Genomic DNA, 20,133 nt, shown 5'->3' on the forward strand with positions numbered 1-20,133 from the left:
CAGGGGCTTTGACCCGCAGCCGTGCCGCGGGTCAAGGCAGGTGTTTACAGGTCTACCCGTAGAAATACTTGGGCAGATAGGTCGCGATCTCGGGGATTAGAATGATCAGCAAGACCCCGATCAGCGTCACGATCACGTAAGGCGTCACAGAAGCATAGATATCGCCCATTGTGACATCCGGCGGGGCCACCCCTTTGAGGTAAAAGAGGTTAAAGCCGAAGGGCGGGGTCATATACCCGACCTCCATCATGATGATGAAGAGGATGCCGAACCAGATCGGATCAAAGCCATAGCTCTGCACAACGGGCAGGAACACAGGCAGGGTGATCAGCATGATCCCCACCGGATCCAGCACCATCCCAAGGATGAAAAGCACTGCCAGCATAAACACCAGCGACCCCCAACGCCCACCGGGCACAAGGTTCATCATATCCTGGATCAGGCTTTGGGCCCCAAGCGCGGTATAGGCCGTGCTGAAGGCATGGGCCGCGAAAAGGATCCACATGATCAGCGCGGTCAGTTTCAGCGTCGCGAACGAGGCGTCGCGGATCACGGCCCATGACAGCTGCCGGTTCACGCCCGTAGCGACCATCGCGCCAAAGACGCCGATGGCGGCGGCTTCGGTCGGCGTCGCGTAGCCGCCAAAGATGGCCCCCAGCACGATCACCACGATCAGGATCGGCAGGATCACCGCCTTGAGAGACCGCAGCTTCTGCCCCCAGTTCGCGCGTTCCTCTTTCGGGAGGGCGGGGCCCAGTTCCGGCTGCATCCAGCACCGCCCGCCGATATAGACGGAGACGAGGAAGAACAGCAGCAGCCCTGGCCCGATACCGGCCGCAAACAGACGCCCGACCGACACTTCGGTCAGCAGCGAATACAGTACCATCAGGATCGACGGCGGGATCAGGATGCCCCAGCCCCCGCCCGCGTTGATCGCCCCAAGCGCGAGCTTCTTGTCATAGCCGCGTTCCAGCATTTTGGGCAGCGCGATGGTCCCCATTGTCACAACCGCCGCACCCGAGATGCCCGACATGGCGGCAAAGATCACGCAGATCAACACCGTGCCGATGGCCAGACCGCCGCGCAGCCCGCCCCACCATTCGTGCATCATATCGTAAAGGTCATTCGCGACCCCCGATTTTTCAAGCAGGATCGCCATGAAGACAAACAGCGGAATTGCCATCAGCGTGGGGGATTGCATCGTTTCCCACATTTTGGAGGCGAGCAGATAGAACCCCAGATCGCCCATTTCCGCATAGAGGAAGATGACCGATATTCCACCAAGGGCAAAGGCCAGCGGCGTGCCGAGCATCACGAACAACAGCAGCGCGCCAAAGAACAGCATGGTCAGGATTTCAACGCTCATGACTGGCCTCCTGCGGCTTGGGTGTCGCCGGTGGCCGGTTGTCCAAAGATCGCGGGATCATTGGGCAGCCCCATCAGAGTGCGCACATCGGCCCAAAGGCGTACGAAGCCTTGCAACAACAGCAGCAAGGCGGCGACGGGGATCAGCGATTTTGTCGGCCACAGCGGGGCCTTCCAGACAGAGTTCGACCGCTCCATATCCGCGATGGCCTCGGACGCGATGTCATAGCCTTGCCACAGCAGCACGCCGACAAAGATCAGGAACAGCGGCCATGTCACGATGTCCACCAAGGCTTTGCGTTTGGGGGAAAACTGGCCGTAGATGATATCGACGTTCACGTGACCGCGTTCGGTCAGCAGATAGCCGCCCCCGATGATCGCATAGACACCAAAGATCAGCGTCGCCAGCTCGGCAGTCCAGATCGCGGGCTGCCCGATCAGATAGCGCATGACCACATCGGCCAGCAGCAGGGCAAAGATGATCAGCACGCAAAAGCTGATCCAATAGCCGATCATGCGGTTCAATTGCGTGATGAAGCGCGCAAGTTTAAACAAAACGTTTCTCCCTCAAGACATAAAAGAAGCCGCCCGAAATGCAGGGACATGTCAGGCGGCTACATTGATTTTCACTGTGGCATCACCGGGGTCGAGCCCCCGGATCAGGCCCCTAGAGGTAGCCGAGGTCGGTCATCAAGGTTTTGTAGATATCCGCCGCCTTCGCCGCGCGTTCGCCTTTCTGCGCCTCTGTGTCGAGGATCTTGGCCGAGGCATCGGCAAGGATCGCCAGAACGTCGTCGGGCAGTTCGGACACCTCGATATCGTTCTCGGCGATGCCCGAAGAAATCGCGATGGCTTCGGCGTGCTGGTATTCGGCCGACCGCTGGAAGAAGCGCGTCTCCATCGTGTCGAGCAGGGCAGTGCGCAGATCGTCCTCCAGCCCGTCGACGGCCTCCATATTCAGGATGAAGGCGTCGGTGGTCTGACCAAGCGCGGGTTTGTAGTGGTATTTGCAGACCTCCCAGAGGGACATGGACTTCGCCCCCACAGCAGCGCCCCAATGCGCGCCATCCACAACGCCCGAGCTGAGCGATTGATAGAGTTCGGACCCGGGGATGTATTGCGGCGCGGCACCAGCGGATTGCAGGTAATCCAGCATCGTGCCCGACGACCGCAGCTTGAGCCCTTTGAAGTCTTCGGCGGATTCGATCTTTTTCGACACGACGATTTCGACGGGCAGAACCTTTTCCGTCTTCATCATTACACCATCGGCGTTCAGGTCTTCGTTCACCAGCGCCTCAAGGCCAAGGTTCTTGACCGCGTGCTCCATTTCCCAAGCCTGACGGAAGGTGCCGGGGATGCCGAACAGGAAGGACGCGGCCTGCGCCTGATCTTGCACATAGGACGGGCTGACCGTCCCCATCGGCACCACGCCCTTGCGCACGATATTGTAGATGTCGGGGCCTTTGGCGAATTCGCCGGCACCCAGCAGATCCATCTTGAACGCGCCTTCGGTGCGCGTCTCAAGCACTTCGGCCAGTTTGCCAAGGCTGTCGGTGAAAGAGCTGGACGCTTTGGGCCAATGCGCTTGCACGCGCCAGTTGACCTTGCCCTGCGCGATCCCTTTGCCGACCAGCGCCGGTGTCGCCAACGCGCCAAGAGCAGCGCCGCGCAGCATGGTGCGACGGTTCATATTGCCTTTTGTCATTCTATTTCCTCCCAGAAACTTCGGTTTCTCTTATCTGCGCGGCACGGGTTGCGCAGGCTCCCTAACGTCACCTTCACGTATCATTTGGGGCAGGTCAAACGGCTGTTAGCGATAACGGATAATAATTCTGACATTTGTCAGTTTTGTGAGCACTGATTTGCCGAGACTTCAACCTGCGGTCCTTTGGCCGCGATCTCAGGTTACGAATTGCTGGCGGTATTGCGATGGGGTCACCCCCTGCACGGTGCGGAAACGGCGCGAGAAATATGACGGATCGGCGAACCCCAGACGGTAGCCAACCTCGGCCACCGACAGGCGTGTAAAGGCCAGCATGCGGCAGGCTTCCTCGACATGGCGGGCTTCGATGTAGGCGGTGGCGGACAGCCCCTTTGCCGCGCGGCACAGGCGCGACAGATGTCCGGTGCTGATCCCGAGGGTGCTGGCAAAGTCCTTGGCCGTCCAGCCCGCACTGCCCGGATCGCCGATAAGCTGGTCGAGCCGCAACAGGCGATCATCTTGCGGTGCGTCGTTGCTGCGGTTTTGCGTGGTCCCCCATGCCGCGATGCTGGCCAGAACCGCATGCCCCAAGCCCACGGCAATCTGCGCCCGAAACGGCGCACCCGTCTGGGCCGCCACGGTTTCCAGCTGGGTCATCAGCGCGATCAGCGGGCCCGCGGCGCGACCAACCGTCGGCTTGGTCAGCGCCTGTGCGACCTCGGCATTGACGGGCCCGATGCTGTGCAGGATCGCAATGGGAAAGGATTGCACCATGCCTTGGGTATTGGGCGCGAAGTCGAAACTATGCACCATGCGGGGCGGGATAAAGACGACCGATCCCTGCGTCAGGGCAAATCGGTCGCCATCTATATTCGCCGTGCCACCCCCCGAAAGGATGTAGAGCACCTGCGCCAATTGCGCGTGCCGATGTGGCGCGATGTGCCACGCGTGATCCGGTGCGCGGTCCTTGATCCGTTCGCAATGGAGAACATCGGGAAAGCCTTTGGTTTCGCCAAAAAGCGCATAGCTGGGGATCGGGGAAAGCTCTGTCATGCACGGATTGTACCAGCAATTGCGCTAGCGATCCATTCATCATGCACGTTCCGTACAATAGGTTAACCCGAAAATCGGGCAGGGAGCAGCTGTATGAAAACGGAAGTCGTCATTATTGGCGGCGGGCCATCGGGCTTGCTGCTGTCGCAATTGCTGAACGACGCAGGCGTCAGCACTGTCGTGCTTGAAAGGACCACCCGTGAACACGTGCTGTCCCGCATCCGCGCGGGCGTGCTTGAAGACGGCACAATGAACCTGCTGCGCCATGCCGGTGTCGGTGCGCGGATGGACCAGCAGGGCTTGCCGCACAAAGGCTGCTACCTGACCGACAACGACCTGATGGTGCATATCGATTTCCACAAGCTCATCGGCAAGAAGGTCATGGTCTATGGCCAGACAGAGGTCACCCGCGATCTGTACGACGCACAGGACCGGATGGGCACCACGATCATTCACGAGGTCGAGGATGTGGTGATCGACGGTGCGGACAGCAATGCGCCCACGGTATCCTTCACCAAAGACGGCAAGCGGCAAGAGATCAGCTGCACTTACGTCGCGGGCTGTGATGGGTTCCACGGTGTCAGCCGCGCGACGATCCCCGCTGCCAAACGTCGGGAGTTTGAACGGGTCTACCCCTTTGGATGGCTGGGCATTCTGTCGCGCACGAAACCGGTGAACGATGAATTGATCTATGCCAGTTCGGCGCAGGGCTTCGCTCTGGCCTCCATGCGCAGCGCAAGCCTGAGCCGCTATTACATTCAGGTGTCGTCGACCGAAAAGGTCGAGGATTGGAGCGATGACCGCTTCTGGGAGGCGCTAAAGCAACGTTTGCCGCGACCTGTATCAGAGGCGCTCGTGACCGGCCCGTCGATCGAGAAATCCATTGCGCCGCTGCGCTCTTTCGTGAGCGAGCCTTTGCGGTGGGGAAACCTGTTTCTGGTGGGGGATGCCGCGCATATCGTACCGCCCACCGGTGCCAAGGGGCTGAACCTCGCGGTGTCCGATGTCTTCTATCTGCATGACGCGCTGATTGCCGCGTTGAAGCGAGGGGATCACAGCGGGGTTGACGGTTATTCCGCCCACGCGCTGTCGCGGATCTGGAAGGCGATGCGGTTCAGCTGGCAGATGACAACAATGCTGCATCAGTTCGAGGGCGAAGACAGTTTCGCCCCGCAGATGCGGCGGGCGTCGCTGGCCCATCTGGCGCAAAGCGAAACAGCACGGCGCGATCTGGCAGAGAATTATACGGGGCTGCCGTTCTAAAGATCGCGGCCGCCCAAACTAGGGTGCCGAAATGAAAGCAGGGCGACCCTTGATCCCGGATCAAGGGCCGCCCCGTTTGGTGCTGTGGTATTCGGCTGCGTTTAGCCGCGGATCATCACCTTGCCGGGGCGGCCCGGTGTCAGCGAGGCTTTCAGCGCAGCGGAGAGATCATCCAGCCCGAACTGCCCACCGTCTTCCAACACCAATTCGCCTTTGGCGACCAGCGTGACCAGTTCAGTGATCAGGCGCTTGCGCTCTTCGGGGTCCATGTCGCCGCTCACGCGGGAGCCCCAGAAGCCTTTGACGGTGATGTGCTTCATGATCAGCGCGCCAGAGTTCAGCGGCATCGGCGCACCGGTCGCGGTGCCGAACACGACAAGCTCTCCGTCCAGTCCCAGCAGATCGACCAGATCAGCCGAGATATCGCCCCCTACGGAATCGATTGCGGATGCGGCCCCTTTTTCGCCGATGATCTCGCGCGCTTTATCCTGCCAGCCCGCTTCCGAGGTCGACAGCACGTTGTCGATGCCCAGATCCGTCAGCTCTTTCACAGCGTCTTCGCGCCGCACGAGGTTCAGCAGGTTGATGCCGCGGCTTTTGGCGAGCGTGGTCATGATCTTGCCGACGGCCCCGTTTGCAGCGGTCTGGACGATCCAGTCGCCTTTCTGCGCCTTGAGCGTTTCCAGCAGAGAGATGGCGCTGAAGGGCATCGCGATCAACTGTGCGCCAGCAACGTCCGAGATCACGTCCGGCAGGGGCAGAACACCAGTGGCGGGGGCGACGAAGTATTCGGCCCATGTGCCATGCACGCCCGCAATCGACACACGCTGGCCGATCATCGCGTCGTCCACGCCTTCACCGACAGCCTCGACGGTGCCAAGCGCTTCGCTGCCGGCAATCGCGCCGGGAAGCTCGGGCTTGTAACCGTAGTTCCCGCGGATGGTCCAAAGATCGTGGTTGTGGATTGGCGACAGGGTCATCTTGACCAGAACCTCGCCCGCCCCTGCGGTGGGGGTGTCGACATCGGTCGCTTCGATGACGTCGATCGGTTCGCCAAAGCTGTTGTGCACTGCTGCTTTCATGGTGGTCTCGCTTTCTTGTGGTTATCGTATGGTTAGAAAATCGGTGGTTTCTGACAAAGCCTGCTGCAACGGGACCTGATCCTGCGACAGTTTCGACAGGATCGCGGCCCCCAGAAACTTGGCATAGAGCATCTGCGCTGCTGCCCGCGGATCATCGACCGGCGGGACTGAGCCTTCTTCCGCCCCGGCAACCAGCAGCTGCGCAATGCGGCCGACCAACTGCGCCACGCCATCATCCAAGATGCGGCGCATGTCGTCGGACAGATCGGCAACCTCGGCCCCAAGCTTCACAACGAGGCACTGGTTGGCGATGCCTTCGGAATGGGCATGGGCCAGCCACGCCGACCAGAACGACAGCAGCTTGTCACGGGCAGAACCCGGCCCGCTGCACAGCGCATCCATGCGCGCCAGATAATCGTCGACATAGTCGTGCAACAAAGCCTGGCCAAAGACATCCTTGGACGGAAAGTAATAATAGAACGACCCCTTGGGGACATCGCTTTCCCTCAGGATGCGCGCCAGGCCAACCGCGCCAAACCCGTGCTTGCTGATCAGCGCACGTCCGGCGGTCAGGATTTTTTGCCGCGTTTGATCTGATTTCTTTTGCTCTGTCATACGGGGGAGGTAAGAAGTAATAGACCGGTCGTCTAGTGGTGCGGCCAATTTAATTTTGTGCGCGGCTGCTCCTTGCCGTACAGCTTGGGATGGGGCGGCGTTTCAAGGGGCAGGGTGCGCAATGGGAAAGGTGTCGGACCGAGCGGTCATATGGGTGTTTTGCGTCTCAGGCGTGCTTTGTCTTGGGATCATCGCATTCCTTGCGGTGCAGCACTGGGTCGAAAGCATCCCCTTCGCCGACACATGGGCCTATTTCCGCAATTATCACCCAATCCGGCACAAGCTGCTCGTGGCGTTCGGATGGGTCTTCGCCGCCGTCAGCGTGACCGCGGGCGTTGTATACGTAGGTAGGCTTGCGATGCGTCGAAAACGCTGACGCGCGTCAGTCAGCCGCGCGATGTGCGTGACGTGTGTGCTGGAATATAGGGGGAAGTTTGGTGGAGCCTAGCGGGATCGAACCGCTGACTCAGAGTGTCCGCCTCGCGGACGCGCGTCAGTCAGCCTCGCGCGGTGCGTGACGTGTATGCTGGAATGTAGGGTGGTGTTTGGTGGAGCCTAGCGGGATCGAACCGCTGTCTCAGAGTGTCCGCCTCGCGGACGCGCGTCAGTCAGCCTCGCGTGGTGCGTGCCGTATATGCTGGAATGTTCGGTGAAGGTTTGGTGGAGCCTAGCGGGATCGAACCGCTGTCTCAGAGTGTCCGCCTCGCGGACGCGCGTCAGTCAGCCTCGCGTGGTGCGTGCCGTATATGCTGGAATGTTCGGTGAAGGTTTGGTGGAGCCTAGCGGGATCGAACCGCTGACCTCCTGCATGCCATGCAGGCGCTCTCCCAGCTGAGCTAAGGCCCCATCGTGGATCAGAGATCCGGGAAGTGTATCAACCGTTCAAGGCCGATGCGCCGCTGAATAGGCGGTCGCGAAGGCGGGATCAAGAGGAAAATCTATCCCGCCCTCGCAAAATTCAATCAATCTTCGTCGTCGGATGCAACGTCGGCGATTTCTTCGAGTGGAACGGTATCATCATCGTCGTCGTCATCGTCCAGGATGTCGTCGTCCAGATCCACATCTACATCGTCGTCATCTACCAATGTCTCGTCATCATCCACATCGCCCTTTTTGGCTTTGGCGGTGACGGCATCTTCGGCATCTGCTGCGATCATGCGGGATTTGGAGTTATCCACCTCGACCACTTCGCCGGAGTAAGGGCTGATGATCGGATCTTTGTTCAGGTCGTAGAACCGCTTGCCCGTTGTGGGGCACAGGCGCTTGGTTCCCCATTCTTCATTGGGCATCGAAGTCCCCTTTTTGAAAGTGTTGTTGCGTATAGATGATTCAGGCCAAGTGCCATATGAGATAGGCACTGTCAAAGGCAATCGCCACCCCATCGCGACCCGGAACCCTGAAATGCCTGATCCTGTCCTGCCCGGAAACCCGCCTATCCCGCTGATCCTGCGCCGCTCTGCGCGGGCGCGGCGGATATCATTGCGGATATCGCAGTTGGATGGGCGGGTGACGCTTACCATGCCGAAACGCTTGAAAGAGGCAGAGGGAATCGCCTTTGCCCGCGAGAAAGAGGCGTGGATTCGGCAACATCTGGACGCGCGTGGCGCTGATGTTCTGGTGGGCATCGGGGCAGAGTTTCCCTTGGGCGGTCGGATGCTGCGGGTGGAGGCCGGGCAGGGCAGACGGGTGGTGCTGGGGACCGATACGATTTCCGTGCCCGGCCCGGCGGCACGTGTGCCGACCCGGCTCGCTGCGCATTTGAAAGAGCTCGCGCGGGACCGGCTGACCGGGGCCTGCGACGATTATAGTGCGCTGCTGGGGCGGCCGTACAGCAAGCTAACCTTGCGGGATACGCGGTCACGGTGGGGGTCTTGCACCTCGGACGGGGGGCTGATGTTTTCGTGGCGCTTGATCCTGACGCCGCCCGATGTGCTGGATTACGTCGCTGCCCACGAGGTCGCGCATCTGGCGCAGATGAACCATTCGCCCGCCTTCTGGGCCGAGGTCGAGCGGATTTATGGCCCCTATCAAGAGGCGCGCGGCTGGCTGCGCACCCACGGCAGCGACCTGCACCGGTTCAAGTTTACCACGCAGGCATAGACCTCGCCCGCGTTTGCGACATTGACGCAGCGGCGATTCGTGATCACAACGGCGATATGAACCTGAACCCTCGCCCCCTTGATGCGCATCCTTTGGCCCATGACCGTGTCTATCGGCAGTTGCGGACCCGCATCATGCACGGCGATCTGGCCCCGGGGCAGGCGCTGACCCTGCGGGGAATCGGCAAGGAATACGAGGTGTCGATGACCCCCGCCCGCGAGGCCGTGCGACGGCTGGCAGCGGAAGGGGCGCTGACCATGTCGGCCTCTGGCCGGATATCGACGCCGGAGCTGAGCAACGAACGGATCGAGGAACTGGCCGCTCTGCGTGCCCTGATCGAGGTGGAGCTTGCGAGCCGCGCCCTGCCGCGGGCCCACCTTGCGCTGATCGACCGGATGCAGGCGATCAACAATGCCATCTCGGATGCGGTGATCCACCGTGACGCGGTGAGCTATATTCGCACCAATCTGGAGTTTCATCGCACGCTGTACCTGCGGGCGCAGGCCCCTGCGATGCTGGCGATGGCGGAAACGGTCTGGCTGCAGATGGGCCCGACGATGCGGGCGCTTTACGGGCGGCTCAGACGGACAGAGCCGCCGCACTTCCACAAGCTGATTATCGCGGCGCTGCGCGCGGGCGACGAACCCGGTCTGCGGCTGGCAGTGCGCACCGACGTGACCCAAGGTCTGCGGATGCTGGCGACGTGACGCGCCAGCGGGCGGCGTAGATTACGCCGCCAGCCCCTTGGCCCCGAGGTCGAGGAATTTCTTGCGACGATCTGCCACCAGCGCCTTCGGGTCTTTGCCCGACAGGTCATCCAGCATCGCGGCAATCGCCTTGCGCACCGATGCAATTGCCTCTTTCCGATCCCGATGCGCGCCGCCACGGGGTTCGGGGATGATGCGGTCGTTGACGCCCAGCTGTTTCAGATCTTGCGCGGTCAGGCGCAGCGCTTCGGCGGCCTCGCGCATTTTCTCGGCATCTTTCCACAGGATCGATGCACAGCCCTCGGGCGAGATCACGGAATAGACGGAATGTTCCAGCATGGCGACGCGGTTCGCCGTGGCAAAGGCAACCGCCCCGCCTGACCCACCTTCACCGATGATGACAGACACCAGCGGCACACCGATCTGCAAACATTTCTCGGTCGCGCGGGCGATGGCTTCGGATTGGCCACGCTCTTCCGCGCCTTTACCGGGGTAGGCACCGGGGGTGTCCACCAGCGTGATCACGGGCAGCCCGAACTTGTCGGCCAGTTCCATGAGTCGCACGGCTTTGCGGTAGCCTTCGGGGCGGGCCATGCCGAAATTGCGTTCGATGCGGGATTTGGTGTCGTTGCCCTTTTCATGGCCGATCACGACGACAGGCGTGTCGTTGAACCGTGCCAGACCGCCCATGACCGCAAGATCATCGGCAAAATTCCGGTCCCCCGCCAGCGGGGTGTATTCGGTAAAAAGGGCCTCGATATAGTCTTTGCAATGGGGCCGGTCGGGGTGACGTGCCACCTGACATTTGCGCCACGGCGTCAACGACTTGTACAGATCGTCAAGCATTTGGTGGGCTTTTTCGTCCAGCGTTTTGGCTTCGGCGCTTACGTCCATCCCTTCGGAGGACCGCGCCAGAGCGCGCAGCTCTTCCGCTTTGCCTTCAACTTCGGCCAGTGGTTTTTCGAAATCCAGATACTGTGTCATCACCTGCTCCGCGCTTTGTTCAGGGCTATATGGCGTTGATTTGCGGTCTTTGCAACGGAACCTGTCAGCTGGCCGGCCAAAGGGCGGGCAGCAGCGACGCCACGAGCAGCGCGGCCATTGTCACGTTAAACACCCGCAAACGCCGGGGATTGGTTAGAAAACGGGCCATCTGCCCGCCAAGAAGGGTCCAAAGGGTGACCGACGGCAGCGCCATCACCGCCACGACAAGCGCCGTGATCACCAGCGGCAATATGCCGGCAGAGGGCACGTAGATCGTGATGACGCTGAGCCCGAAGGCCCAGGCCTTGGGGTTGACCCATTGAAACCCCGCCGCTTGCAGAAAGCTCAGCGGTTTGGCGTTGGGGTCTGCGCTTTGCACCGGGGCGGCGGTGGCGATCTTATAGGAAAGGTAGATCAGATAGATCAGGCTCAGGATCTTGAGCACCGAATAGATGACGGGAAAGGCGTCAAACACGCGGATCAGGCCAAAGCCCACCAGCAGCAACATGACCATGAAACCAAGGGTGATGCCCATCATATGCGGGACCGTGCGCGCAAAGCCGAAATTTGCGCCCGATGCCATCAGCATCAGGTTGTTCGGCCCCGGCGTGATAGAGGTGATCAGCGCGAAAAGCGCGAGCGCAGAGAGGACATCGATGGTCATGCTGCCTTGATGCCCCAAGCCGCGGGGCATGCCAAGCCCGCTTTGCAGCGGGGGAGATGGCGCGGCGCGAGGGTCGCCTCGCGCCGCTGCTCAGTAGTGCGGGGTTAGCGCGAGGCGATCATTTCGGACTGGCGCACGATGACTTCGGCCTGTTTGATGCTGGCGATATCGACCAAACGACCCTTGTAGACGGTCGCACCTTCGCCGTTGGCCTTGGCTGTTTCCATCGCGGCCAGAATTTCGCGCGCTTCGGCGACGGCCTCGTCAGAGGGGGTGAACACCTCGTTCGCGACGGCAATCTGCTTGGGGTGAATGGCCCATTTTCCGACCATGCCTAGGGTCGCCGACCGGCGCGCCTGCGCGCGGTAGCCTTCGTCGTCCGAGAAATCACCGAACGGACCATCGACCGGCAACACGCCGTGGGTCCGGCAGGCGGCGACAATGGCGGTCTGCGCCCAATGCCACGGATCAGACCAATGCTTCGCGCCGTCGCGCAGCATGTAATAGTTTTCCTGCGTGCCACCGATGCCGGTCGTCTGCATCCCCATCGAGGCGGCAAAGTCGGCGGCACCAAGGCTCATCGCTTGCAGGCGCGGGCTGGCGGCGGCGATCTCTTCGACGTGGGCGATGCCTGCGGCCGATTCGATAATCACCTCGAACGAAATTTTCTTGGTGCGGCCCTTGGCGGTTTCGATCGCCGTAACCAGCGCGTCGACGGTATAGACGTCAGCGGCGCAGCCGACCTTGGGGATCATGATCTGGTCCAGACGCTCGCCCGCCTGCTCCAGCAAGTCGACGACATCGCGGTACCAGTAAGGTGTATCCAGCCCGTTGATCCGCACGGACAGTGTTTTGTCGCCCCAGTCTACATCGCTGATCGCCTTGATGATATTGGCGCGGGCGCTGTCCTTGTCCGTGGGGGCCACACTGTCTTCCAGATCAAGGTTGATCACATCGGCGTCAGAGCTTGCCATTTTTTCGAAGATTGCCGGGCGCGAACCGGGGCCGAACAATTGGCAGCGGTTGGGACGTGCAGGTGCTGTAGGCTGGATGCGAAAGCTCATATGCGGAATCCTTGGGTAATAAAGTTACGACTTGATTGCCTTGGGTGGTATTAAATTGCGCTGCGCCCTGCAAGGGTGATCTCGCACCTGCAGCATCGGGGGCTGAATTTCTGTGCACAGTTCTTGCTCGCATTGGCCAATACCTGCAAAATTCCCGCGCCGTCTCTTGCGTCTACCACTCATTTGCAACCTTATCGCGCCGAAAGGCTGCGAAACTGAGCCAAAGCCAAATTGCAGGAGCATGTGATCATGATCAAAACACCTTATCTTCTTTTTCTGGGCGATGCGCCGGATCACCTTGCGGTTAAAGTGGCGCAGGGCATCAAGGACTGGCGTCCTGAAAACGCCGTCGGTCAGCTGCGGCTGGACGGGTGCAAGGCGGATCTGGGTCTGACCGATATGACGCTTGCGCAAGCGAAAGAGGCAGGCGCGCAGACCTTGGTGATTGGCGTCGCCAACCGCGGGGGCACCATCAGCGCCACATGGCGCGCCGTGCTGGTCGACGCGCTGGAGGCCGGCTTCGATCTGGCATCCGGCTTGCATAACCTGCTGCGCAACGAGCCAGAGCTCGTGGCCGCCGCCGAGAAGCACGGGCGCAGCTTGCATGACGTGCGTATCCCGTCGGTGCAGTACCCGATTGCGAATGGCGTCAAACGCAGCGGCAAGCGCGTGCTGGCGGTCGGCACCGATTGTTCGGTCGGCAAGATGTATACCGCGCTGGCGCTGGACGCGGCGATGAAAGAGATGGGGCTGAAAAGCAGCTTCCGCGCGACGGGCCAGACCGGTATCCTGATCACCGGCGAAGGTGTTCCTTTGGATGCCGTGATCGCGGATTTCATGGCCGGCTCGATCGAGTATCTGACCCCCGACAATGACGATGATCACTGGGATATCATCGAAGGGCAGGGCAGCCTGTTCCACGTGTCCTATTCCGGCGTCACCATGGCGCTGATCCACGGCGGCCAACCCGATGCGTTGATCCTGTGCCACGAGCCGACCCGCAAGACCATGCGCGGACTGCCCGACTACACGCTGCCCACGTTGGAAGAAGTGCGCGATGTTGCACTGACGCTGGCAAAGGTTGCCAACGCAGGCTGTCAGGTGGTCGGTGTCTCGATCAATACCCAGCATCTGTCGGAGGCAGAGGCAGACGCCTATCTGGCCGAGGTTGAACAACGCTTGGGCTTGCCAGCCGTGGACCCGTTCCGCCAAGGTGCCGCGAGATTGGCGGAGGCTTTGGCAGCCCTCTGATCGGCCCTTCGGGGAGAGTTTAAGTGGCAAAATGAAGGAGCGGATATGCGTATTGAGGTAAGCCGGGATGTCTTTCGGCTGGCGCAGGTCTTTACCATTTCGCGTGGATCGCGGACCGAGGCGCAGGTGCTCACGGTGCGGATCACCGATGGCGGCGCGACGGGGTGGGGCGAATGTGTGCCCTATGCCCGGTATGGCGAGACGCTGGAGTCGGTCACGGCAGAGATCGAAGCGCTGAGCGGGCCGCTGACGCGTGATGCACTGTATGACCTGCTGCCGGCTGGTGCCGCGCGCAATGCAGTGGATTGTGCCCTATGGGATCTGCAAGCCAAGCAGGCGGGCAAACCTGTGTGGGAACTGGCGGGGCTGGCGCGACCGGAGCCCGAGATCACGGCCTTTACCCTGTCGTTGGATAGCCCCGAAAAGATGCGCGAACAGGCTGCCTTGCATGCGCATCGCCCGCTGTTGAAGATCAAGCTGGGCACGCCGGATGATATGCCCCGCCTTGAGGCCGTGCGCGCCGGTGCGCCTGATGCGCAGATCATCATCGACGCGAATGAGGGCTGGTCGGCCGCGGTATACGCCGATCTTGCCCCGCATCTGGTGCGGCTGGGTGTGTCATTGGTTGAACAGCCTTTGCCCGCAGGGGATGACGATGCGCTCGTCGGGATGGAGCGGCCCGTGCCGGTCTGTGCCGATGAAAGCTGCCATGACCGTGCGAGCCTTGCTGCGCTGAAAGGCAAATACGATGTGGTCAACATCAAGCTGGACAAGACCGGTGGTCTGACAGAGGCGCTGGCGCTGCGCGATGCGGCTGTCGCGCAGGGCTATGAGGTCATGGTGGGGTGCATGGTCGGGTCGTCGCTTGCGATGGCGCCGGCGGTGCTGGTGGCGCAGGGGGCAAAGGTCGTGGACCTTGACGGCCCGCTGCTTCTGGCCGAAGACCGCGAGAACGCTTTGACATTTGACGCCGCCGGGGTGCATCCGCCTGCGGCCAAGCTTTGGGGATAAGACATGCGGACTGTATATGTGAACGGCGAATACCTGCCCGAGACCGAAGCCAAGGTTTCGATCTTTGATCGCGGGTTTCTGATGGCGGACGGGGTCTATGAGGTCACCAGCGTGCTGGACGGCAAGCTGATCGACTTTGACGGCCATGCCATCCGGCTCAGCCGATCGTTGAACGAGCTACAGATGCGCAACCCGATCTCGAAGGAGGACCTGCTGGAGGTCCACCGCGAGCTGGTGCGCGTGAACGAGATCGACGAGGGGCTGATCTATTTGCAGATCACCCGCGGATCGGACGGGGACCGCGACTTTGCCTTCCCCGATCCCGAGACGACAGAGCCGACGATTGTCTTGTTTACCCAGTCCAAGCCGGGTCTGGCCGACAGCCCCGCCGCCAAGAAAGGTGCCAAGATCATCAGCATCGAAGACATCCGCTGGGGCCGTCGCGACATCAAGACGGTGCAGCTGCTGTACCCGTCGATGGGCAAGATGATGGCCAAGAAGGCGGGCTGCGATGATGCCTGGATGGTCGAGGACGGTTTTGTCACCGAAGGCACCAGCAATAACGCCTATATCGTGATGGGCAACAAGATCATCACCCGCGCCCTGAGCAACGAGATTTTGCACGGCATCACCCGCGCTGCGGTTCTGCGTTTCGCCAAAGAGGCGCAGATGGTGGTGGAAGAGCGTAACTTTACCATCCACGAAGCGCAGCAGGCGGATGAGGCGTTTACCACCTCCGCCAGCGCCTTTGTCATGCCCGTGGTCGAGATCGACGGCGTGGCCTTGGGCGATGGAACACCGGGCAAGGTCGCGCCGCGTCTGCGCGAGATCTATCTGGACGAGATGCGCAAGGCGGCGGTCTAACCCGCCTTGCCAAGGGGCTGGCTGCGCGCGGTCAGCCCTTTTCGCCGACGTTCTGTTCGAAGGCGACCTTGAACGCCTCTTTCTGCGCGTCCTTCGCGTCGGTCTGATAGTTGGCTTTCCATGCGTCCATGGTCATGCCGTAGAACAGCTCGCGCGCTTCTTCCTTGCCCATGTCGATCCCGCGTTCGTTTGCGGCTTCTTGATACCAGCGCGACAGGCAGTTGCGGCAAAATCCGGCCAGGTTCATCATGTCGATGTTCTGCACGTCCGTGCGGTCTTGCATCAGGTGCTGTTGCAGCCGGCGAAACGCCGCAGCCTGAAGTTCGATTTCCTGTTGTGTGGGCATTATGCTCTCCTGCGTGTGGGGTGGGGCCAAGCTATGGGCTGGCCGGTTAGGGTTCAAGGCGGCGGGCCGTGAATGTGGCGCGGCCTTCCGCCGCCCGCTGTCATCGTGCTGTCATACTGTGGTGGGCATAGACGGGGCGGGCGATCTTCGCTAAGTGTTAACGCTAACACATGTTAACGCTAACTTATTTACTATCCACTCTGACCGCCGCGCGTGTTAGACCCGTGGCAATGAGCGCAGGGGCTGCCAAAGCCCGCAGATGAAAAGGGACGTCACCAGTATGAAACGCACGCGGAATGTCAAAGTAGTTGCCACCTTGGGTCCGGCCTCGGACACGCACGAGACGATATCGGCACTGTTTCACGCGGGCGCGGATGTGTTCCGGTTGAACATGAGCCACGGCAGCCATGACGAAATCCGGATCAAGCACCAGATCATCCGCCAGATCGAAGAGGAAACGGGATCCACGATCGGTATCCTTGCGGATCTTCAGGGGCCAAAGCTGCGTGTGGGTGTCTTTTCAGGGGACAGCGAATTGCTGGTCGAGGGCGCGTCCTTCCGGCTGGATCTGGACGAGGCAGAGGGCAATGCCCGCCGCGTGTGCCTGCCGCACCCCGAGATTTTCCAGGCGCTTGAACCGGGCGCATCGCTGTTGGTCAATGACGGCAAGATCCGTCTGAAGGTCAAGGAATGCGGCCCCGATTTCGCGGAGTGCGAAGTGATGATCGGCGGCGTGATCTCTAACCGCAAAGGCGTGAACGTGCCGGATGTGGTGCTGCCGCTGGCCGCCCTGTCGGAAAAAGACCGCGCCGATCTGGAATTCGTGTGCGAGCTGGGGGTCGACTGGCTGGCGTTGAGCTTTGTGCAGCGCCCCGAAGATGTGACCGAGGCGCGCGACCTGGCCAAGGGCCGTGCCGCATTGCTGAGCAAGATCGAAAAGCCGTCGGCGGTGGACCGGTTCGAGGACATCCTGGCGGTGAGCGACGGTATCATGGTTGCGCGCGGTGATCTGGGGGTTGAACTGCCGGTGCAGAACGTGCCGCCGATCCAGAAACGACTGGTGCGCAAATGCCGTGCGGCGGCAAAGCCGGTGATCGTGGCGACGCAGATGCTGGAATCGATGATCGAAAGCCCGATCCCCACCCGGGCCGAGGTATCGGATGTCGCGACCGCCATTTATGAAGGGGCCGATGCGGTGATGTTGTCGGCGGAATCCGCGGCCGGTGCCTATCCGGTCGAGGCTGTGCGCACGATGGATAACGTGGCCACCGAGGTAGAGCAGGACCCGACCTACACCCAGATTATCGAATCGTCGCGCAAGGTGGACCGCATGACCGTGGCGGATGGTATCGTTGCCGCCGCACGCGAGATTGCGGAAACCGCGAACATCAAGGCGATCTGTTGCTTCACCCAAAGCGGGACCACGGCGCTGTTGACCGCACGTGAACGCCCGCGGGTGCCGATCATCGCGCTGTCACCTCTGGTCAAGACCGCGCGCCGTCTGGCGCTCACCTGGGGCGTCAATTGCGTTCAGACCGGCACGCTGGAACGCTTCAAGATGGCCGTGGTCAGCGCCGCACGCGTTGCCCGTGACGAAGGCTATGCCGGGCCGGAGGATATGATCGTTGTCACCGCAGGCGTGCCTTTCAACGTCGAGGGCAGCACAAATATCCTGCGCGTCGCACCCTGCGACGAACGATTGATTTTTAATACCGATCCGGAATAACCTCTGGTCAGGTAACAAGAATATATCGAGCAAGGGCAGGAATAATGGATACTGATCTGATTTTGGTGATTGGTCTTGCCCTTGCTGTGCTTTCTATCCCCTCTGTCGTGTCGGCCTTCTCTGATGGCCGTGCGCCGCGCGCGTCGGCGTTGACGGTGCTGATCGCGGGCGGGATGATCGTCTATGCCATCAACACCCATCCGGGCGGTTATGCGTTGGAAGATGTGCCAGACGCCGTTTTGCATGTGATTGCGCGCTACAAGTTCTGGTAAGCGCAGGCGTTTCGCGCTTTTGCCCTTGCTTTGGGCCCCTGTCCCTCCTATACGCCAGCTTCGTTCCGCGCGTCCGGCCTTCGTGGCATGCCGAGTCGCGCACTTACCGAACTCAAGTTAAGGAGACGGAAATGCCCAAGATGAAGACGAAATCGAGCGCCAAGAAGCGCTTTAAGATCTCGGCGACCGGCAAGGTCATCGGCGGTCAGGCTGGCAAACAGCATGGTATGATCAAACGGACGAAAAAATTCATCCGTGACGCGCGTGGGACAACAGCTTTGTCTGCACCCGACGCCAAGATCATCAAGGGCTTCATGCCCTACGACCGCTAAGATAGGAGAGCCGATATGTCCCGTACAAAAGGTGGTGTCGTTACCCACGCCCGTCACAAAAAGGTAATCAAAGCAGCCAAAGGTTACTATGGCCGCCGCAAGAACACCTTTAAGGTCGCCCGCCAGGCGGTCGACAAAGCCAACCAATACGCCACGCGCGACCGTAAGAACCGCAAGCGGAACTTCCGCGCATTGTGGATCCAGCGGATCAACGCCGCTGTGCGCAGCCACGACGAAGCACTGACATACAGCCGCTTCATCAATGGTCTGTCCCTGGCTGGTATCGAAGTGGACCGGAAGGTTCTGTCCGACCTGGCCATCAACGAGCCCGAAGCATTCGGTGCCATCGTGAAGCAAGCACAAGACGCACTGGCCGCGTAAGCGCCCTTTGCCGACCCCAAGTTTTAGAACGCCGCCCTGACATCGGGGCGGCGTTTTTCGTTTGTGCGGTGATCAGCCGGGGTCTTGTTGCGGCAGCGGTTTTTGAAACGCCACCACAGCGGCCCCTGTCAGCAGGATCGCAGCGGCAGCCAGCAGGCTGGACCCGATATTGCCCGTCAGGTCGCCCAAGGCACCGGCGGCGAAGGGGCCTGCGGTCTGCGCGATGGCAAAGACCACGGTGAACAGGCTCATCGCGGCGGCCCAGCTTTCGGCAGGCAGGTTCTGGCGGATAAAGCTGGTGATCGCGCCGGGGGCCATGAAGACGCAAAGCCCGAACACCACGGCTGAAATCACCACGGCCCCACCCGCAGGCAGGACGAGCGGCAGCGCCGATCCGATTGCGATGCCGGTCAGGATCATCGCCAAGGGCTTGCCCGAGGCGTGCCGCGCCAATACCCCGCGCCAGACGAAGGGCGAGGCGATCAGCGCCACCCCCATGATGATCCACACCGCCGAGATCAGCAGCGCGGGTGCCTGTTGATCCGTCATCCACGCAGACAGGAACGTCAGATAGACGATATAGCCCATGGCAAAACCGATGTAGCCTGCAAGCTCTCTCCAGATCAGGTGCAGCTTGATGCCGCCGGCTGCTGTGTTGCGCTGTGCAGGGACCGACAGACGCGCCGCGGCCCATAGGGACAGGGGCAGGCAGGCCACGCTGATCACGCCGATGATATACCAGCCATAGCGCCATGATCCGGTGCCCCAGAGCTCTATCATCAGGGGCAGGGACGCGCCTGCCAGCATGATCCCGATACCGCCCCCTGCGCCGAACAGGATCGCGATTGCCAGCGCATTGCGGCGCGCGTCGCCGGGAAACAGCCGCGCGGTCAGAACCCCTGCGGTGGAAAAGGACATCGCCCCGAACACCCCCGCCGCGATCCGCCAGAAGGTCTGCCAGCCCATCGTCGCCTCGTACCCCGTCGCCAACAGCGTCAGCGTCGTGGTCACCATGCCGAACCCGAACAACCGCGCAGGCGCGATGCGCCCGATCAGCAGCAGCGTCAGCACCGCGCCGATGATATAGCCGATGGCATTCGCCGTGTTCAGCCAGCCCGCCTGTGCATAGGTCCAGTCCAGCTCGGTCTTCATCGCGGGCAGGATCAGCCCGTAGGCAAAGCGCGCGAACCCGTTGGTGACCGTCACCCCCAGCGTCAGGCCAAGCAGCGCCAGCCAGGGCCGTGTGACAGGTCGGGGCAGGGACGGGTTGCCGCCGGGTTGTAAAATCTCTGCCACGCGCGGCACCCCCTTGATGGTTTGCGCCACTATGTGCCCGCGGTTTCAGCATCAC

Annotated in this window: 22 protein-coding genes and 1 tRNA gene; 10 read left to right on the top strand and 13 right to left on the bottom strand. The window is 61.3% G+C overall.

Translation table 11 applies throughout. The features are described from left to right. Positions 1-52: 52 nt before the first annotated feature. The 4 genes from C1J04_RS03060 to C1J04_RS03075 all read right to left on the bottom strand — a co-directional run bounded on the left by C1J04_RS03060 (position 53) and on the right by C1J04_RS03075 (position 4,120). Complete coding sequence (locus C1J04_RS03060) at positions 53-1,366, bottom strand: TRAP transporter large permease (protein ID WP_009825910.1); 1,314 nt, start codon at positions 1,364-1,366, stop codon at positions 53-55. Next, positions 1,363-1,920, bottom strand: coding sequence for a TRAP transporter small permease subunit (locus C1J04_RS03065; protein WP_009825911.1), 558 nt, complete (start codon positions 1,918-1,920; stop codon positions 1,363-1,365). Before C1J04_RS03065 ends, C1J04_RS03060 begins: the two co-directional genes overlap by 4 nt. A 112-nt stretch (positions 1,921-2,032) precedes the next feature. Then, positions 2,033-3,070 carry a TRAP transporter substrate-binding protein gene (locus C1J04_RS03070; protein ID WP_005851174.1) on the bottom strand — a complete coding sequence of 346 codons (1,038 nt, stop codon included), beginning with the start codon at positions 3,068-3,070 and terminating at the stop codon, positions 2,033-2,035. A 195-nt stretch (positions 3,071-3,265) separates the two neighbouring features. Next, positions 3,266-4,120 (bottom strand): helix-turn-helix domain-containing protein, encoded by an 855-nt coding sequence (locus C1J04_RS03075; protein ID WP_009825912.1) that lies wholly within the window; start codon positions 4,118-4,120, stop codon positions 3,266-3,268. Between the two features lie 93 nt (positions 4,121-4,213). Between C1J04_RS03075 and pobA the strand changes: the two genes are divergently transcribed. Further along, entirely contained in the window at positions 4,214-5,383 is a 1,170-nt protein-coding gene (gene pobA, locus C1J04_RS03080; RefSeq protein WP_009825913.1) for a 4-hydroxybenzoate 3-monooxygenase, read from the top strand. Between the two features lie 101 nt (positions 5,384-5,484). On the opposite strand, the gene C1J04_RS03085 is transcribed toward pobA, so the two are convergent. From C1J04_RS03085 to C1J04_RS03105, 4 genes are all read right to left on the bottom strand, one after another. Then, positions 5,485-6,465, bottom strand: a complete 981-nt coding sequence (locus C1J04_RS03085; protein ID WP_009825914.1) for a zinc-binding dehydrogenase — start codon at positions 6,463-6,465, stop codon at positions 5,485-5,487. 21 nt (positions 6,466-6,486) lie between these two features. After that, on the bottom strand, positions 6,487-7,080 hold the full coding sequence (locus C1J04_RS03090) for a TetR/AcrR family transcriptional regulator (RefSeq protein WP_009825915.1): 594 nt from the start codon (positions 7,078-7,080) through the stop codon (positions 6,487-6,489). Between the two features lie 770 nt (positions 7,081-7,850). Then, a tRNA-Ala gene (locus tag C1J04_RS03100) sits at positions 7,851-7,926 on the bottom strand. A gap of 116 nt (positions 7,927-8,042) precedes the next feature. Further along, positions 8,043-8,369 carry a TIGR02300 family protein gene (locus C1J04_RS03105; RefSeq protein WP_005851186.1) on the bottom strand — a complete coding sequence of 109 codons (327 nt, stop codon included), beginning with the start codon at positions 8,367-8,369 and terminating at the stop codon, positions 8,043-8,045. Between the two features lie 112 nt (positions 8,370-8,481). On the opposite strand from C1J04_RS03105, the gene C1J04_RS03110 reads away from it, so the two are divergent. Continuing rightward, entirely contained in the window at positions 8,482-9,180 is a 699-nt protein-coding gene (locus tag C1J04_RS03110) for a M48 family metallopeptidase (RefSeq protein ID WP_037954100.1), read from the top strand. 56 nt (positions 9,181-9,236) lie between these two features. After that, positions 9,237-9,887 carry a GntR family transcriptional regulator gene (locus C1J04_RS03115; protein ID WP_005851189.1) on the top strand — a complete coding sequence of 217 codons (651 nt, stop codon included), beginning with the start codon at positions 9,237-9,239 and terminating at the stop codon, positions 9,885-9,887. A 21-nt stretch (positions 9,888-9,908) separates the two neighbouring features. On the opposite strand, the gene C1J04_RS03120 is transcribed toward C1J04_RS03115, so the two are convergent. The 3 genes from C1J04_RS03120 to C1J04_RS03130 form a co-directional block, all read right to left on the bottom strand. Further along, the gene (locus tag C1J04_RS03120) at positions 9,909-10,871 is read right to left on the bottom strand and encodes an acetyl-CoA carboxylase carboxyltransferase subunit alpha (protein ID WP_005851191.1); all 963 of its coding nucleotides are present in this window, start codon (positions 10,869-10,871) and stop codon (positions 9,909-9,911) included. 64 nt (positions 10,872-10,935) lie between these two features. Beyond that, positions 10,936-11,535 (bottom strand): LysE family translocator, encoded by a 600-nt coding sequence (locus C1J04_RS03125; RefSeq protein ID WP_254693847.1) that lies wholly within the window; start codon positions 11,533-11,535, stop codon positions 10,936-10,938. 104 nt (positions 11,536-11,639) lie between these two features. Continuing rightward, positions 11,640-12,599, bottom strand: a complete 960-nt coding sequence (locus tag C1J04_RS03130; RefSeq protein ID WP_037943086.1) for an L-malyl-CoA/beta-methylmalyl-CoA lyase — start codon at positions 12,597-12,599, stop codon at positions 11,640-11,642. A 249-nt stretch (positions 12,600-12,848) separates the two neighbouring features. Between C1J04_RS03130 and dgcN the strand changes: the two genes are divergently transcribed. From dgcN to C1J04_RS03145, 3 genes are read left to right on the top strand one after another with little or no spacing between them, the layout of a single operon-like run. Continuing rightward, positions 12,849-13,850, top strand: coding sequence for an N-acetyltransferase DgcN (gene dgcN / locus C1J04_RS03135; protein WP_037954561.1), 1,002 nt, complete (start codon positions 12,849-12,851; stop codon positions 13,848-13,850). Positions 13,851-13,895: 45 nt separating this feature from the next. Next, positions 13,896-14,861, top strand: a complete 966-nt coding sequence (gene dgcA / locus C1J04_RS03140; RefSeq protein WP_009825921.1) for an N-acetyl-D-Glu racemase DgcA — start codon at positions 13,896-13,898, stop codon at positions 14,859-14,861. 3 nt (positions 14,862-14,864) lie between these two features. After that, positions 14,865-15,725, top strand: a complete 861-nt coding sequence (locus tag C1J04_RS03145; protein ID WP_005851201.1) for a D-amino-acid transaminase — start codon at positions 14,865-14,867, stop codon at positions 15,723-15,725. Between the two features lie 31 nt (positions 15,726-15,756). On the opposite strand, the gene C1J04_RS03150 is transcribed toward C1J04_RS03145, so the two are convergent. Continuing rightward, positions 15,757-16,071 (bottom strand): DUF1244 domain-containing protein, encoded by a 315-nt coding sequence (locus tag C1J04_RS03150; protein ID WP_009825922.1) that lies wholly within the window; start codon positions 16,069-16,071, stop codon positions 15,757-15,759. A gap of 280 nt (positions 16,072-16,351) precedes the next feature. Here C1J04_RS03150 and pyk point away from each other — a divergent pair, with 280 nt between their 5' ends. The 4 genes from pyk to rplT all read left to right on the top strand — a co-directional run bounded on the left by pyk (position 16,352) and on the right by rplT (position 18,782). Next, complete coding sequence (gene pyk / locus C1J04_RS03155) at positions 16,352-17,797, top strand: pyruvate kinase (RefSeq protein WP_005851205.1); 1,446 nt, start codon at positions 16,352-16,354, stop codon at positions 17,795-17,797. A gap of 44 nt (positions 17,798-17,841) precedes the next feature. Continuing rightward, complete coding sequence (locus tag C1J04_RS03160; RefSeq protein ID WP_005851207.1) at positions 17,842-18,069, top strand: hypothetical protein; 228 nt, start codon at positions 17,842-17,844, stop codon at positions 18,067-18,069. A gap of 131 nt (positions 18,070-18,200) precedes the next feature. Next, the gene (rpmI, locus tag C1J04_RS03165) at positions 18,201-18,401 is read left to right on the top strand and encodes a 50S ribosomal protein L35 (RefSeq protein ID WP_005851209.1); all 201 of its coding nucleotides are present in this window, start codon (positions 18,201-18,203) and stop codon (positions 18,399-18,401) included. 15 nt (positions 18,402-18,416) lie between these two features. After that, complete coding sequence (gene rplT / locus C1J04_RS03170; RefSeq protein ID WP_005851211.1) at positions 18,417-18,782, top strand: 50S ribosomal protein L20; 366 nt, start codon at positions 18,417-18,419, stop codon at positions 18,780-18,782. 72 nt (positions 18,783-18,854) lie between these two features. Here rplT and C1J04_RS03175 read toward each other — a convergent pair whose 3' ends face one another. Continuing rightward, positions 18,855-20,078, bottom strand: a complete 1,224-nt coding sequence (locus C1J04_RS03175; protein WP_254655142.1) for a YbfB/YjiJ family MFS transporter — start codon at positions 20,076-20,078, stop codon at positions 18,855-18,857. Positions 20,079-20,133: the final 55 nt, after the last annotated feature.

The organism is Sulfitobacter sp. SK025, assembly GCF_003352105.1.
GTDB lineage: Bacteria > Pseudomonadota > Alphaproteobacteria > Rhodobacterales > Rhodobacteraceae > Sulfitobacter > Sulfitobacter pontiacus.

Bases quoted from the DNA above. Each gene is read 5' to 3' on its own strand.
- C1J04_RS03060 (WP_009825910.1), bottom strand. From the start codon at position 1,366: ATGAGCGTTGAAATCCTGACCATGCTGTTCTTTGGCGCGCTGCTGTTG.
- C1J04_RS03070 (WP_005851174.1), bottom strand. From the start codon at position 3,070: ATGACAAAAGGCAATATGAACCGTCGCACCATGCTGCGCGGCGCTGCT.
- C1J04_RS03075 (WP_009825912.1), bottom strand. From the start codon at position 4,120: ATGACAGAGCTTTCCCCGATCCCCAGCTATGCGCTTTTTGGCGAAACC.
- pobA (WP_009825913.1), top strand. From the start codon at position 4,214: ATGAAAACGGAAGTCGTCATTATTGGCGGCGGGCCATCGGGCTTGCTG.
- C1J04_RS03085 (WP_009825914.1), bottom strand. From the start codon at position 6,465: ATGAAAGCAGCAGTGCACAACAGCTTTGGCGAACCGATCGACGTCATC.
- C1J04_RS03090 (WP_009825915.1), bottom strand. From the start codon at position 7,080: ATGACAGAGCAAAAGAAATCAGATCAAACGCGGCAAAAAATCCTGACC.
- C1J04_RS03105 (WP_005851186.1), bottom strand. From the start codon at position 8,369: ATGCCCAATGAAGAATGGGGAACCAAGCGCCTGTGCCCCACAACGGGC.
- C1J04_RS03110 (WP_037954100.1), top strand. From the start codon at position 8,482: ATGCCTGATCCTGTCCTGCCCGGAAACCCGCCTATCCCGCTGATCCTG.
- C1J04_RS03115 (WP_005851189.1), top strand. From the start codon at position 9,237: ATGAACCTGAACCCTCGCCCCCTTGATGCGCATCCTTTGGCCCATGAC.
- C1J04_RS03120 (WP_005851191.1), bottom strand. From the start codon at position 10,871: ATGACACAGTATCTGGATTTCGAAAAACCACTGGCCGAAGTTGAAGGC.
- C1J04_RS03125 (WP_254693847.1), bottom strand. From the start codon at position 11,535: ATGACCATCGATGTCCTCTCTGCGCTCGCGCTTTTCGCGCTGATCACC.
- C1J04_RS03130 (WP_037943086.1), bottom strand. From the start codon at position 12,599: ATGAGCTTTCGCATCCAGCCTACAGCACCTGCACGTCCCAACCGCTGC.
- dgcN (WP_037954561.1), top strand. From the start codon at position 12,849: ATGATCAAAACACCTTATCTTCTTTTTCTGGGCGATGCGCCGGATCAC.
- dgcA (WP_009825921.1), top strand. From the start codon at position 13,896: ATGCGTATTGAGGTAAGCCGGGATGTCTTTCGGCTGGCGCAGGTCTTT.
- C1J04_RS03145 (WP_005851201.1), top strand. From the start codon at position 14,865: ATGCGGACTGTATATGTGAACGGCGAATACCTGCCCGAGACCGAAGCC.
- C1J04_RS03150 (WP_009825922.1), bottom strand. From the start codon at position 16,071: ATGCCCACACAACAGGAAATCGAACTTCAGGCTGCGGCGTTTCGCCGG.
- pyk (WP_005851205.1), top strand. From the start codon at position 16,352: ATGAAACGCACGCGGAATGTCAAAGTAGTTGCCACCTTGGGTCCGGCC.
- C1J04_RS03160 (WP_005851207.1), top strand. From the start codon at position 17,842: ATGGATACTGATCTGATTTTGGTGATTGGTCTTGCCCTTGCTGTGCTT.
- rpmI (WP_005851209.1), top strand. From the start codon at position 18,201: ATGCCCAAGATGAAGACGAAATCGAGCGCCAAGAAGCGCTTTAAGATC.
- rplT (WP_005851211.1), top strand. From the start codon at position 18,417: ATGTCCCGTACAAAAGGTGGTGTCGTTACCCACGCCCGTCACAAAAAG.